The sequence below is a fragment of the Streptomyces sp. NPDC031274 genome (assembly GCF_055570235.1).
The window spans coordinates 43790-58756 of record NZ_JBVIHP010000024.1 but is presented as its reverse complement, the minus strand read 5'-3'; the positions used below and the strand labels follow the sequence as shown (position 1 = coordinate 58756).

The window sequence follows — 14967 nt, the reverse complement described above, 5'->3', positions numbered from 1 at the left end:
TCGCGATCCCGCGCCCACTCGACCTCTCTCCCTCACCACCAGCATGGAGGCACGATCATGACCGTCCACACCTCTACGGACCTGCGCACCACCTTCCTCTTCCCTGGCCAGGGCGGCTTCGACGGCGCGGCCCTGCGTCTGGCCAAGGACAAGTACCCGCAGGTCAGGCAGGTCTTCGAGCGTATCGATGCGGAGACCATGAACCTGTTCTCGCGCCGAATAACCGACGTGCTCTTCGGAGACCACGACACCGATCTGCGGGAACTCCTCGACGACGACGCATGGGCCTCCCAGGTGGCCATCTACGCCGCCGGTCTGGCCTCGTACGAGATCCTGGACGCGCAGGGAGTGCGTCCGGACGTCCTCGCGGGACACAGCCTCGGTGAGATCACCGCACTGGTCGCCGCCGGGGCGTTCTCCGTCGAGGACGGTGTGCGGATCGTCGCCCAGCGGGTGGCGGTCATCCAGCGGCAGAACGGCATCGAGGGCCGCATGGTGGCCCTTTCGGCGGGCGCCGACCGGGCCCGCCGCCTCCTCGACCTCCTTGACGACCCGCTGCTGGCCGTCGCCACCGAGAACCACGACGAGCAGACCGTGGTGAGCGGGCCCGGCGACGTGCTCGACCGGGTGATCGCGATCGCCGGACAGCTGGGCATCGGCGCCATCGAGATCGACGCCCCCTTCCCCTTCCACACCCCGGCGCTCGCCCCCGCCGTACCCGAATTCGCCGCCTACGTCGGCAAGTTGGACCAGCACCCCCTGCGGCACCTGGTGTACTCGCCGATCCTCCAGCGGTACTACGAGCCCGACGACGCACTGGCCGACCGCCTCGCCGAGCACTTCGTCACCCCGGTGCGGTTCGCTGCCGCCGTGCGTCATCTCCAGGCCGCGGGTGTCACGACGTTCGTGGAAGCGGGCGGACGGGCCGCGCTGTCCAAGCTCGTCGTCCGGCTGACCAAGGGCTCGGACGTACGCGCCCTGCCCTCCCTCTCGATCGACGGTGACGGCGGCCTCGCGCTCGACGCCACCCTGCGGATCCTGCGGGACGCGGGCCTCGCCGGAGCGACCGGGACCCCGGGCCTCGCCGAGCTGCTCGCCCCCACGGTGCCCACCGATGTGTTCGAGGCGTACTGGAGCGAGCACGGCGACGACGTGCTCCGGCGCATCGCCGACGACCTGGGTTCCTTCACCCCGCAGCCCGCCGCTGCTCCCGCCGCGTCCTCCGCTCCGGCTCCGTCCGCCGGGGCGCCGGACCGTGCCGAGATCCACGCCGAGCTGCGGACCCTGTACGCCGAGGCCCTCGAGTACCCCGAGGAGGTCTTCGAGGACGGCGTCCAGCTGGAGGCCGAACTGGGAGTCGACTCGGTCAAGCAGGTCGAGCTGCTCGCCCGCGCCTCCAAGCAGTACGGCCTGCCCACGCGGGAGGCCGGTTTCCGCCTGGAGAACTACAACACCATGGACAAGATCGTCGACTTCGTGGTCTCGGAGCTGTCCGGCCGGGAGGCGGTCGCGGCGGGCTGACGGTCCTGACGTCCCGCTGCTCGCGCTCGTCCTCCCGGCTCCAGAAGGGCACGTGTTCCATGAACGACCTCACAGGCAAGGTGGCCCTGGTCACCGGCGGATCGAAGGGGATAGGCAAGGCGATCGCGCGTGAACTCGCCACGCGCGGCGCCGCGATCGTCCTCAACTACTTCCACTCCCACGACCAGGCCAAGGCCACCCGCGACGAACTGACCGCGGAGGGCCACCGGGTCGACCTGGTCCGCGCCTCGGTGGCCAGGCAGGAGCAGGTCGACCGGATGTTCGCGGAGATCGACCGGCTGCACGGCCGGCTCGACATCCTCGTCAACAGTGCCGCCGACGGCGCGTTGCTGCCGCCGGAATCGGTCACCGATGAACACCTCGACAAGGCCATCGAGATCAACTACAAGGGCGGGCTGCGCTGTGCGCGCGCCGCCGCACCGCTGATGGCCAGGGGCGGTGGCGGCTCGATCGTCACGGTCTCCGCACTCGGCGGCTCCCAGATGGTGATGGCCAACTACCTGGCCTGCGCACCGGCGAAGGCCGCTGCCGAGGCCGCGTCCCGGTATCTGGCCGTGGAGCTCGCGCCGCTGGGGATCCGGGTCAACACGGCGTCCGCGGCCATGCTGAGCAGCGAGGTGGCGGACAAGTTCCCCGACGCGGCCCGGATGCAGGACGTCATCGCCCGGGCGACGCCCTGGGGGCGGCTCGGCACGCCGGAGGAGTTCGCCACCGTGGTGGCCTTCCTCGCCTCCGACGACGCCCGCTGGATCACCGGCCAGGTCGTCCTCGCCGACGGCGGTCTCACGCTCGGCGCGGCGCTGCTCTCGCCTCCCGCTGAGGACCGGCCCGTGGAGGACCGACTCGTGGAGGCGTCGTCGGTCACGGCCGGTGCGCCGGAGCCGACAGCTGAAGTACCGCTCTCGGAGGCGGAGTTCGCGGAGCCAGAGTTCTCGGATGTGCAGTCCTCGGAGCCGGAGCTCTCGGAGGCGGAGTTCGGGGACGACTCGATCGCCGTCGTCGGCATGGGTCTCGCCGTCGCCGGGGCGAACAGCCCCGAGGAGTTCTGGAAGCTCCGCATGACGGGGGACGAGCTGTTCGTCAAGGTCCCCGAGGACCGCTGGCAGCACGAGAGCTTCCACTCGGCTGACACCGCCGCCGAGGACAAGGCGTACGCCGACCGCTGCGTGTTCATCACCGGCTTCGAGCCCGCGGAGGGCGCCCTCGACGGCATGGAGGGGAGCGCCGACGACCAGGAACTCACCACCCAGTGGCTGCGCCACAGCCTGGTCCAGGCACTCGACGGGGTCCGCCGCACCGACACCGACAACTGCTCCTTCGTCGTCGGCTACACCCCGGACGGCAGCCAGCACCTGGAGGAGGCCGGGGTCCTCGACAGCGTCAGCAGGATGACGCACGACATCATCGACGACCTGGCGCTCTCCGACGACGAGCGGCAAGAGCTGCGCGGGGGCATCGACACGTCCCTCGCCGACCGCTACCGGCGCGGCGGCCAGAACCCCTCCCGGTTCCTGCCGCACCGGGTCGGAGAGCTGGCCATGCAGGGCATCTTGCCGTCGTCCACCGAGCTCCACATGGTCGACACCGCGTGCTCCTCGTCCCTGTACGCCATCGACATCGCGGCCAAGGGCCTGCTGATGGGCAAGCAGGACATCGCGGTGTGCGGCGGGGCCTTCGCCCTGGCGCCGCGCGGCACCGTGCTCTTCTCCAAGCTCCAGGGCCTGTCGAAGAGCGGTGAGGTGCACGCCCTGGACGAGGCGGCCGACGGCGTGATCTTCGCCGACGGCGCCGCCCTGGTCGTACTCAAGCGGCTGAGCAAGGCCCAGGAGGACGGCGACCAAGTGCTCGGCGTGCTGCGGGCGTTCGGTTCGTCGTCGGACGGCAAGGGCAAGGCGATCTACGCGCCGAACTCGGCCGGCCAGAGCCTCGCCGTGCGGCGCGCACTGGAGAACGGCGACGTCGACGGCGACGACGTGGACTGGATCAACGCGCACGCGACCGGTACCCCCGCCGGTGACCTCGCGGAGTTCTCCACCCTGCGGGAGCACTTCGGCACGGCACGGGCGACCGCGGTCACCTCCAACAAGTCCCTGATCGGGCACACGGGTTGGGCGGCCGGTGTCGTCTCGCTCATCGAGAACCTCAAGGGTCTTGAGAAGCAGACCATCCCCGGCCAGTTCCGCTTCACCAACCCCCGTGCGGACTTCCGCCTCGACGAGACACAGCTGGACATCCCGTCCAAGGCGGAGCAGTGGTCCGGGCGCAGTGACCGGCCCCGGCTCGCCGCCGTCTCCGGGTTCGGCTTCGGCGGGACCAACGCGCACCTGATCGTCGCCGAGAACCAGCCCCGCGTAGAGGCCCCCCAGGCGGAAGCCCTCCAGGCGAAGGCGCCGGAGTCGCCGGAGTCGCCGGAGTCGCCGAAGGCGCTGGAGTCGCTGGAGGCTCCCGCCGGGACGATCCCCGCGACCAAGAAGCCGGATCCCGACAGCCGGGTGGTGATCGTCGGCTGGTCCTCGCACCTGCCGGGCCTGACGGACCGCGACGCGGTGTCGGGCTGGCTGGCCGGCGGGAAACCGCCGCTCGACAGCTTCGGCGCCGCCTACCCGTCGCCGCCGTTCAACGAGGTCAGGCTGCCGCCCAAGACCATCAGGGCCCTGGACCGGTGCCAGCTGATGATCCTGCAGTGCGCCCACCGCCTCCGTGACCAGATGCCCGAGTTCTGGGGCAAGCAGGCCGACAACACCGGTGTGTTCGTCGGGCACATGGGCCCGACCCGGGCCGCCATGCTGTACGCGAACCGCTGCTACCTCGACGACATCGGGCAGGCCGTCGCCGACTCGCCCCTTGCCGAATCACCGGCCGCCGGGCAGGTCCTCGAGCGGCTGCGCGAGCAGGTCAGGTCGATGATCCCGGAGTCCAACGAGGACGCGTTCCCCGGGCAGATGCCCAACATCATCTCCGCCCGCGTGGCGAACTACTTCGACCTCCACGGCCCGAACATGACGATGGACTCGGGATTCGCCTCCGCGCTGTCGTCGATCACGTCGGCCGGACGCTACCTGCGCACCGGCGAGCTTGACTTCGCGCTGGCCGGCGGCATCAACGGCAACAGCCTCCCCGAGTACCGCTCCCTGATCGGCGGCCTGCTCCCGGAGCAGGAGCAGGAACTCGCCGAGGGCGCCTTCCTGTTCGCCCTCGCCACCGAGGAGCGGGCCCAGCGTGAGGGCCTGCCGATCCTCGCGTACGTCGACGAGCCGCTCGGCAGCGCCGCCGCGCGGACCGGCACCGCATCCGAGAGGGACTCCGTGCGGTGCACGGAGCCCGAGCACGCGCGCTACCTGGGCGCCGCCGGAGGTCTTGCCGTGCTGAAGGCCCTGCACGGGCCCGCGGGCACGGTGGAGGTCTCCTGCGACCAGACAGGCGGCGCACCGGGCGCCCGGCTGCGGCTCACCGTCCCCGGCCCCGCCGACCCCGGCCCGGAACAGGGCAAGGAACGTGGGGCAGGCGTCACCGGCACTCTGCCGACGAGCTTCGTCTCGGACACCCACACCGGGGAAGGCGTCCCCCTGCGGGTGCGCCGCCAGATCCCGGTGCTCGACGAGACACCGGCCCGGCAGGTGCGGGAGCCCATCGCGTTCCTGCCGGACGGCGCCCTCGTCGTCACCGACATACCCGGCCCGCTGGCCGAAGCGGTGGACCCCGACACCGCGCTGACCGTGCTGTCCACCACCCCGCTCGCGGCCCCCCGGCCCGGCTGGCACCACCTGCCCGAGATCACCCCCGACGCCGTCCGCGCGGCCCTCACGGACTCCGGGCGACCGGTCACGCACCTGCGGGTCCTGTCAGGCCTCGGCCGCTCCGCGCCCGCCGGGCAGCCGCTCACCGAGGGCTCGGCGCCCGTGCTCGCCCTGCACGACGCGACGTACCTGGCACTCCAGCAGACCCACGCCGGTCTCTCCACGGCCGAGTCCACCGTCGTCATGCTGTTCCTCGACGCGGTACCCGGCGGTACCCCGCATCCCTACTCCGGCCTGTTCACCGGCCTGCTCAAGAGCGCGGGACGCGAACTGACCGGCAGCACCAGCTTCGCGCTCCTCACCTCGGCCGCCGAAGTGGCCGACGGGGTACGGCTCGTGGAGGAGGAGAGCGGGGCGCACCGGGACTTCCCCGTCGTCGTCGACGCCGATGGGGTGCGCCGCACTCCGCGGCTGCACGACGAGCCGGTCGCCCTTGACGCCTCCACCCCGGCAGTGCTCGACCGGGACTCCGTGGTCGTCGTCGCGGGCGGCGCCCGGGGCATCACCGCCGAGGTGCTCAAGGCGGTGGCCGCCGAGTTCGGCCCCCGTATCCATGTGTTCGGCAGCAACGACCTGGACAGCTACCCGCCGTCGGTCTTCGAAGGCAGCGACGAGGAGTTCGCGGCGGGCCGGGCTGCCTACATCAAGGCGGAACTCGCCAAGACCAGGGCCAAGGCCAAGAGCAAGGGCAAGACGAAGGGCAAGGGCAGGAGCGCGGGCAGGCCCCCGTCGGTCGCGGACCTCAACAAGTCCTTCGACCGGATGCTCAACGCCAGGGACGCCCGCAACAACCTCGACGCGATGGCGGAGCACAGCGGCGCGGGCCGGGTCAGCTACGTGCAGTGCGACATGCGCGACGGAGCCCAGGTGGAGAAGGCCATCGGTGCGGTGCTCCAGGAGCACGGGCGGATCGACCTGTTGGTGAACGCCGCCGGGCTGCAGCGCTCGGCGCTCATCAAGGACAAGGACTTCGCGGAGTTCACCTCCATCCGTGACCTGAAGGTCGAGTCGTATCTCAACCTGAAGTACGCGCTGCGCGACGCCCCGCCCCGCACCTGGTGCAACTTCGGCTCCCTGCTCGGGTACTTCGGGCAGCTCGGCGAGTCCGACTACGCGTCGGCCAACGACTTCCTGGGCAGCGCGGCCACTTACGCGGCCGCCACCACGGAGCTCGACGAGTTCACCGTCGGCTGGACGCTGTGGGCCGGTGTCGGCATGGGCGCCAACGAACTGACCAAGGCGTACTACGAGCGGGCCGGTTCCTACAGCAGCATGGCCGTCGCCGAGGGCGTCCACCACTTCGTGCAGGAACTGCACGCGCCCGTCCGGCGGGCATCCCTCGTGCACCTGGGGGACGCCGAACGCGCGACCGTCGAGGAGTTCTACCCCGGCTACCTCACGGAGGATCCGGCCGCCGGTGACACGGCTGCCGACGCGGCGGAGCCCGGCTTCTTCCTGCGCCGGGTCGTCGAGTCGACGGCGACGTCCGCCGAGTTCGAGTGCCGCTTCGACCTGGACACCGACGGCTATCTGGAACACCACACGGTGCGCGGCGAGCCGACCCTGCCGGGTACGTTCGTCACGGAAATGGCCGCGGAGGCCGCCCGGCATCTGGTCCCTGACCAGCACGTCGTCGCCTTCGAGGACCTGCGGTTCGAGCACTTCCTGCGCGTCTACCGCGATCTGCCGACGGCCCCCAAGCGGCTGTACGCGGACATCACCGCGTCCGACGGCTCCACGACCGCCGTCGAGGTGCGGATCACCGAGGACGTGGTCTCACCGACCGGCGTCGTACTCGTCAAGGACCGGGTGCACTTCACGGCCCGTGTCCTGCTCGCCGACGCACCTGCCGCCGCCCCGCACTGGGAGGCGTGGGACACCGCGGACGACACCCCCGTACCCGACCCCTACCACCAGCCCGGCTCGCCGGTGCGGCTCACCGGGCCGTTCGTGTCGACCACGGACACCCGTATCCACCCCAACGGCAAGCGGGGCCGCTACGCCCTGTCGCTGCCCGCCGACGACCCGACGTGGCAGCGGTTCACCGTCCCCAGCATCCTGCTGGACGGCCTGGCCCGGGTCGGGGTCCTCGATCTCGTCGACGGCCATCTGATCCCCGTCGCGGCGCCGCTGTCGATCCGCCGTATCGACCTGTACGAGGACACGAACGACCTGTCCCTGTCCGGATCCGACGAGGACATCGAGCTGTACGCCACGCCGCCCGGCTTCGACCTGTCGGCGGACCGGGTCGACAACCGGTTCGTCGCGTCCCGACCTGACGGCCGGATGGTCCTGCAGATGAAGGACATGCAGGCGACGCTGATCGGCTATGTCGACGCCCGGACCGGCGAGGCCGTCGCGGCCGACCGTGACTGACGAGACGGGGCCGCCCATGACTGATGAGAAGCGGCCGCCCATGACCGACGAGGAAGGAATCGCAGCATGACGTCCGTACGCGAACAGCCGCCCCCGCCGGTGGCCGCCGACGACGCGGGCAACGCCCCCGTACAGGCGGTGAGCCGGATGGAATGGCAGCTCACCGCCCTGCCGGCGCCCGCTGCCGACCCCGCGCGGCTCAGTGGGATGCGGGTCCTGCTGCTCGGCGGCGACCGGGAGACCGCCGCAGCCGTGGAGCGCGAACTGACCGGGCACGGAGCCCTGGTGCGCCGTCACCCGGCGGCCCCCGGGGCCGGTGACGGTGCTGTGGACGCGATCGTCGACCTGACCGTGGCTTCTGCTTCCGCCTCCGACTCCGCTTCCGCCGACCCCGGCGAAGCCTGGCGCGAGCCACTCCTGGAGACGGTGGCCGCACTGCGCGAGCACTACGACGACTGGTCCACCGAGACATCGGCGCGACGCCTGTACTACCTGGCCGTGACCTATCTGGGCGGCGGGATGGGCCACCACCCGCAGGACGACCTGGCACAGCCGCTCGGTGGCATCTGGGCGGGTCTCGCGAAGACGCTGCACCGCGAACTGCCGAACTGCAACGCACGCGTCGTCGACACGAGCCTGACCGCCGTGCGGGACCTGCCGGGCATCGTCGCCGCCGAACTGGGCAGGCCCGGCGAGCTGGAGGTCGGTCACCGCGAAGGACAGCGGCTGACCCTCACCCCCGTCGCCAAGGACGCCGGGGAGCCCGCCGTCCCGCTGGGCCCCGACGACTGTGTACTGATCTCGGGCGGCGGCCGGGGCATCGGCTGGGAACTGGCCCGCTCGCTGGCCGCCACCTACGGCCTGCGGGTCGTGGTGACGGGCCGGGAGGACTTCCCCACCGGCGACGAACTGTGGTTCGGCGTCGGCGAGAGCGAACGCAAGGCGTACGAGAAGGAGTTGTGGGCCGGGCTGCGGCAGGGGGCGACGCCGACCGAGATCAGGCGGGACATCGCCCGCGTCCGCCGCCTGTGGGAACTCGCCACCAACATCACCGAAGCCAGGTCCAGCGGGCTGCGCGTCGACTACGCCCGGTGCGACTTCACGGACGTGGAGCAGGTGCGCGCCCTCCTGGCGCGTGAGGGCGACGCGCTGACCGGGGTCGTGCACAACGCGGGCGTGGACACCGCGGCGAGGCTGCCCAAGAAGAGCGACGAGGAGATCCTGCGGACCGTCCGCACCAAGATCGGGGGGTTCCTCAACCTCTTCGAGGAAGTGCGGGAACTGCCGGAACACCGGCTCAAGTTCTTCTGCAGCGTCGGTTCCCTCACCGGGCGGCTCGGCGGGATGGTCGGCCAGCTCGAGTACGCGGCGGCCAACGAGGGTCTTGCCCGGCTCGGCCGGTGGGCGGGACGCCGCGCGGACTTCCCCGTGATGACGCTCGCCTGGCCGACCTGGGACCGCATCGGTCTGATCTCCAACTTCTCGGCGACGCTGCGCTACATGGCGGCCATCGACATCACCGAAGGACTCGCCAAGTGGCAGGCCGAGCTGCGGGCGGGATCCGAGGGGGAGGTCACCTTCGTGGGGCCGCTCGGCAGGGCGATGAGCCCCGGCCAGGCGACCGACTACCCCGTCGTGCCCGACCTGCCCGGCTTCACCGGCACCTATCCGCGGATCTTCCACCTCGGAGAGGTGACCACGTACGAACCGCACGTCCGCATGGTGTCGCGGGTGACGTTCGACCCCGACCGGGCGCCGGTCCTCGGCGACTTCCTGGTGGACGGCACGGCGGCCGTCCCCGTGAGCATTCTCCTGGAGAGTGCGGTGCGCGGCGCCGAGTGGATCGTCCCCGAGGACTACCGGGTGCTGCGGGCCGGCTGCCTGGAGGAGGTCGTCGTACCGCTGGACCTGCTGCGGCTCGACGCGGGAGCGACCGTGTGGGAGCGGGAGGTGAGCGGCGCCTTCGAGGGGGACACCTGGGTGGTCACGGTGCGGTTCCGGCGGGTGCCGGACGCCGGGGACGGGCCCGAGGCCGGTGAGGCGAGCCTGCGCGTCGTCCACGAGTCCGCCGACACCCGCTCACCCACTCCGCCGCGGCGCGACGTGAAGCCGACGACCGTCTGGCGCTCCGGCCCGCCGCTGTTGAGCTGGCGTGCGTCGGTGGTGCCCGCCGCCGTCTGGTCCGAGGGCTCGGACGGCCGCCTGACCGCCGTGGTGCGGCCGTGCGTCCCGAACGATCTGTGGGCGACGCTCCACGCGCCGCGCACGGCACTCTCCGTCTCCGCGCTGGAGAACGTGGTCCGGGCCTGTGCCCGTCAGGGCGAGGGTGTCTCGGTCGCGAAGAACCCCTTGGTCATCGGCCGTATCGCACTCCATTCCGATGAGCGCGGAGATTCCCTCATCGAAGGGGATCCGACCCTCGGTGTGTGGAGAGTGAAGAATTCGGAATCCGGGGCTCCTGTCATGACCGTTTCTGGCCTGCGTGGGCCGGTCGGAAACGGGCCGGTCGGAAACGGTTGACCCCCGATACGGCGCGGAAGTGCGCCGTACAGAAATAAGCCACAGAGAAATAAGCCACAGAGAAACGCAGCACACAGAAATACACCGCACGGAAATCAGGGAAGGTGCACATGTCGAATCTTCTGGAGAACAAGGCCGTACTGGAGCGCTACTACGAGGAGTGCCTCAACAAGGGCAACCTCGATGTGATCTACGAGGGCGCCGGTGACGAGCACATCAGCCACGGAACGGCTCCGAACGGCAAGGAGGGCGTCGAGCACCTCAAGGAGTGGGTGCGGCTCCAGCGCGCGTCCTTCCCCGACCTCCACGTGACGGTCGACGACTGGATCCTGGAGGACGAGAAGGTCGTCAGCCGGTTCACCGCGCGCGGCACCCACACCGGGGAGCCCTACGAGGGCGTGCCGGCCATCGGGCGGGAGTTCGCCGTCAGCGGCATCGTGATCGACGCCTTCGAGGGCGGCAAGATCGTCGAGAGCTGGTTCTCCCTCGACGGACTCGACCTCGCCAAGCAGCTGGGCGCCCTGGGGTGAAGGCACCGGCCCCGGCACCCGATGGTGCCGGGGCCCGCGTGCGGCGTCAGCCCTGGTGGACGGAGCGCGCGTACGCGTCGGTGATGGGTTCGGCGTGTGCCTCCGCGTTGCCGGAGGCGGCGATGGAGTCCAGTGCCCGCTGAAGGACGACGGTGTCCTCCAGGGTGTGGATCTCGGTGATCCTGCCCCACTTCAGATACATGAACTGGGTCATCACGTTGTCGTAGCGCGTGCCGTCGGGCAGTGGCCCGCCGATGCGTACGCGGGTCGCCACCTTGGTCATCCAGGGGCCGCCGGAAACGATGATCTCCAGCGGCTCGAAACCGGCCTCGGGGATCAGCCTGAACACCCGCTGCCACCACAGGCTCATCGCCTCGACCGTGTGCCGCTCACCGGAGAGAGCGTGCTCGCCGTAGAACACGTAAGTGAAATCCGGTGCCAGCGTGTCCACCATGGACTGCCAGTTCCCGGCGTTGATATCGGCAAAAGCGCTACGGAGCTTTGCGGCGACGATTCGGTGATACATGAACTGCCTCCCGAACAAGCGGGCCGCTTTTTTCACAGCCCTCAGAATTGTTTTCCGCTGACGCTTCAATTGATACCACGGCGCCCCGAACGGAGATATACCCCGATGATCGGGGCGGAGAATAGGAGAGTGGGATGACGACACCCCTGCCCGTGCTCATCACCGGCTGTTCCTCCGGGATCGGCCGCGCCTGCGCCCTGCGGATGCACCGGTCCGGCCTGACCGTGTACGCCACGGCGCGCAGGCCGGAAACCCTTGCCCCCCTGGCTGCCGAAGGCATCCGGACGCTGCGCCTGGACGTCACCGACGAAGCGAGCATGCGTGAGGTCGTCGACCTCATCGAGGCCGAACACGGCTCGGTCGGCGCCCTGGTCAACAGCGCCGGATACGCGATGTCGGGCGTCGTGGAGGAGGCCGGACTCGACGACATGCGGCGGCAGTTCGAGACCAATGTGTTCGGGCTTGCCCGCCTCAGCCAGCTCGTGCTGCCCGCGATGCGGGCCGCGCGGCGCGGAACCATCGTCAACATCTCGTCGATCTTCGGCCGCTACGCGGTCCCCGGCGGCGGCTTCTACCAGGCGTCCAAGCACGCGGTCGAGGCACTGAGCGACGCCCTGCGCCTGGAGGTGGCGGACTTCGGCGTCCGGGTCGTCCTCATCGAGCCGGGACCGGTGCGCACGACCGACTTCGGAGCCACCTACGTGGCCAACTTCAAGTCCGCGGGCAAGGACTACGACGCGTTCCGCCAGCGCACGGCCGAGTACTTCGACGCCATCTACACGGGCAGCCGCCGCAGTCTGGCAGGAACCTTCGCCATCCAGGCCGACGACGTCGCCCGGGTGGTGGAGCGGACGGTCCGCAGCGCCCGCCCGAGCGCCCGCAGGCCCGTCGGATTCCTGGCCCGCAGCACCCTTCTCCTGCGCCGCCTCGCCCCGGACGTCGTCTTCGACAACCTCTTCGTGCGGCGGGTGTTCCCGGTGCCCCGCGACGAGGCTCGCCGCGGCGCCCGTGGTGCCACCCCGATCGGCGAAGCCCGCCGGACAACGCCACCGTCCCCGCAGCCCCGTCACGAAGGAGAACGCCGATGACCGCCACCACAGCCCCCGCCACCACGCCCCGCGGCGCCGCCCGCGCTCCCGGCCCCAAGGGAGTCCCGCTGCTCGGCAGCCTCGGTTCCTGGCGCCGCAACACCGCCGAGTTCCTCCTGGGCCTGCAGCGCGACTACGGCGAGACCGTACGCATGAGGCTCGGCCCGATGACGGTCCATCAGGTCACGGGGCCCGACGCGGTGCAGCAGGTCCTGGTGAAGAACAACGGGAACTACGTGCGCGGCCCGCTGTACGAGCAGTTCAGCGTCGTCATGGGGAAGGGCCTTCTCACCTCGGACGGAGACTACTGGCGCGGCCACCGCAGGGCGGTCCAGCCCGCGTTCCAGAAGAACACCATCCTCGACATCGTTCCGAACATCGTCACCGCCACGAATGAGATGCTCGACGAGTGGGAGGCCAAGGCCGCGCGCGACGAGCCCGTCGACCTGATGACCGAGATGCTCAGGCTCACCCTGATCACGCTCAGCCGCTCGCTGTTCGCCTACGACATCAAGCCCTCGTCCAAGGTGCTCAAGCACATCGTCGACGACGTGGTCGAGGTGATGTTCCGGCGCGGTACGCCGTCCGAGATGCTGCCGTCCTGGCTGCCGACCGACCGCAAGCACAAGATCGCCCGCATCCACCGCGTCTTCGACAAGATCGTCGCCGATGTGCGGGAGAGCTACGGGCGCACCGGCGAGGGTTCGCTGATCTCCCTGATGGAGCAGGCCGAGGACCCCGTCACCGGTGAGCCCTGGACGGATCAGGAGCTGCGCGACGAGCTCCTGACCATCTACCTGGCGGGGCACGAGACGACCGCGGTGTCGCTGTGCTGGACCCTGCTCTCGATCGCCAACCACCCGCCCGTACAGGAGGAGTTGGACGCGGAGATCGCTCAGGTCCTGGGCGGCGGCCTGCCGGACAGGCAGAACACGGACGCGCTGACGTACACCAGGATGGTGGTGGACGAGAGCCTGCGGATGCACCCGCCGATCTGGATCTTCCCCCGGGCCGCCGTCGACGCGGACAGCCTGGGCGGTTACGACATCGAAGCAGGCTCGTCGATCCTCCTGTCACCGCTCGTGTCCCACCACAACCCGCTGCACTGGGACAACCCGCTGGCCTTCGACCCGAACCGCTTCACCGAGCAGGCCGTGAAGGAACGCCCGCGCATGGCCTACTTCCCGTTCGGCGCGGGGCCGCGCCAGTGCATCGGCAACACCATGGCGCTGCTCGAACTGCGGACCATCGTCACGATGATCAACCAACGGTTCAAGCTGAGCATGATCCCGGGCCACTCCCTCCAGTACGGCTCACCGGTGATCTCGCTGCGCCCCCTGCAGGACGTCATGGTGCGCCTGACGGCACGCGAAGGCAGGGGAGCGGGGACCCGCACCGCACCCGCACCCGCACCCGCGCCCGCGCCCCCGGCCCAGGTCGGCCACGACACCGCCGAGGCAGCGCGGAAGTGCCCGGTCACCGGCAGCTCGGGCGGCTGATGACGACGAGGTGACGGCGGCATGATGATGACGAGGTGACGGCGAGATATAGCCTGGGGAAGTGCTCAGACCTGGGGAAGTGCTCAGAGAAGTCACCGCGGTCCGGTATGTGAACCCGTTGCGGACCGGGGGCTCCGTGCCCGGCGTCGTCGAGGCCGACGACCTGGGTACGTACGTCGTCAAGTTCACCGGCTCCGCGCAGGGCCGCAAGGCGCTGGTCGCCGAGATCATCGTCGGCGAACTGGCCCGCCACCTCGGCCTGCGCTTCCCCGAGCTCGTCCTGGTCCACTTCGACCCGGCGGTCGCGGCGGACGAGCCCCACCAGGAGGTGCAGGACCTGCTGCACGCCAGCGCAGGGCTCAACCTGGGCATGGACCTCCTGCCGGGCGCCGCGGACTTCACCCCCGAGGCGCTGGACGTGGACCCGCTCGAAGCGGGCAAGGTGGTGTGGCTCGACGCCCTCACCGCGAACGTCGACCGCACGGTGCACAGTTCGAACCTGATGGTCTGGCCCACGTTCGGCCTCCAGCCCCCGAGGCTGTGGCTCATCGACCACGGGGCGGCCCTGGTCTTCCATCACCGCTGGGGAGCGACGGCGCCCGACAAGGCGTACGACTTCCGCCATCACGCCCTCGGGGGGTACGCCCCCGACACGGTCGCCGCCGATGCGGAGCTGGCGCCGCTTGTGACGGAGGCCGCGCTCCGCCGGATCGTCGGTCTCGTGCCGGACGCGTGGCTCGCCGATGAGCCGGGGTTCTCGTCACCTGATGAGGTGCGGGAGGCGTACGTCACCTTCTTGCTGGCCCGCGCGAGGGCCTCTGCGGCCTGGCTGCCGGTGGACTTTCCCAGCCGGGGTGAGCTGGCTGCCGCGGATGCACGGCGTGCCGCCGCTACTGAGAAGGGGCGTCCGGCCTGGTTGAAGCGGGTGCCCGATCTGCATGGGGAGCCCGCGGCTGAACAGGATTGGTCGCGGCACATCGGGTAGTGCGGGCCGTGTGTGGCTGGGCGCGCAGTTCCCCGCGCCCCTTACGGGGCACGACCAGGCCCCCGGCGCTGTGCGGTGCCGGGGGCCTGGTCATTTCCGGGTAC

At 70.5% G+C, this 14967-nt stretch carries 8 protein-coding genes; 7 read left to right on the top strand and 1 reads right to left on the bottom strand.

Annotated elements, in window-relative coordinates; genetic code table 11:
- Positions 1-57: 57 nt before the first annotated feature.
- The 4 genes from ACZ5CR_RS32250 to ACZ5CR_RS32235 all read left to right on the top strand — a co-directional run bounded on the left by ACZ5CR_RS32250 (position 58) and on the right by ACZ5CR_RS32235 (position 10765).
- Positions 58-1521: an acyltransferase domain-containing protein gene (locus ACZ5CR_RS32250; protein WP_468863976.1), complete on the top strand. Its 1464-nt coding sequence runs from the start codon at positions 58-60 to the stop codon at positions 1519-1521.
- 59 nt (positions 1522-1580) lie between these two features.
- A complete protein-coding gene (locus ACZ5CR_RS32245; RefSeq protein WP_468863974.1) occupies positions 1581-7715 on the top strand; it encodes an SDR family oxidoreductase in 6135 nt (2044 codons plus the stop codon).
- 66 nt (positions 7716-7781) lie between these two features.
- Positions 7782-10235: a KR domain-containing protein gene (locus ACZ5CR_RS32240; protein WP_468863972.1), complete on the top strand. Its 2454-nt coding sequence runs from the start codon at positions 7782-7784 to the stop codon at positions 10233-10235.
- Between the two features lie 110 nt (positions 10236-10345).
- The gene (locus ACZ5CR_RS32235) at positions 10346-10765 is read left to right on the top strand and encodes an ester cyclase (protein ID WP_249586880.1); all 420 of its coding nucleotides are present in this window, start codon (positions 10346-10348) and stop codon (positions 10763-10765) included.
- A 46-nt stretch (positions 10766-10811) separates the two neighbouring features.
- Here the strand turns inward: ACZ5CR_RS32235 and ACZ5CR_RS32230 are convergent, their stop codons facing one another.
- Positions 10812-11291, bottom strand: coding sequence for a nuclear transport factor 2 family protein (locus tag ACZ5CR_RS32230; protein ID WP_468863969.1), 480 nt, complete (start codon positions 11289-11291; stop codon positions 10812-10814).
- Positions 11292-11425: 134 nt separating this feature from the next.
- On the opposite strand from ACZ5CR_RS32230, the gene ACZ5CR_RS32225 reads away from it, so the two are divergent.
- The 3 genes from ACZ5CR_RS32225 (at position 11426) to ACZ5CR_RS32215 (ending at position 14863) form a co-directional block, all read left to right on the top strand.
- Entirely contained in the window at positions 11426-12379 is a 954-nt protein-coding gene (locus ACZ5CR_RS32225; RefSeq protein ID WP_468863966.1) for an SDR family NAD(P)-dependent oxidoreductase, read from the top strand.
- Positions 12376-13878 carry a cytochrome P450 gene (locus ACZ5CR_RS32220; protein ID WP_468863963.1) on the top strand — a complete coding sequence of 501 codons (1503 nt, stop codon included), beginning with the start codon at positions 12376-12378 and terminating at the stop codon, positions 13876-13878. Before ACZ5CR_RS32225 ends, ACZ5CR_RS32220 begins: the two co-directional genes overlap by 4 nt.
- A gap of 79 nt (positions 13879-13957) precedes the next feature.
- Entirely contained in the window at positions 13958-14863 is a 906-nt protein-coding gene (locus tag ACZ5CR_RS32215) for a HipA family kinase (RefSeq protein WP_468864150.1), read from the top strand.
- Positions 14864-14967 lie beyond the last annotated feature (104 nt).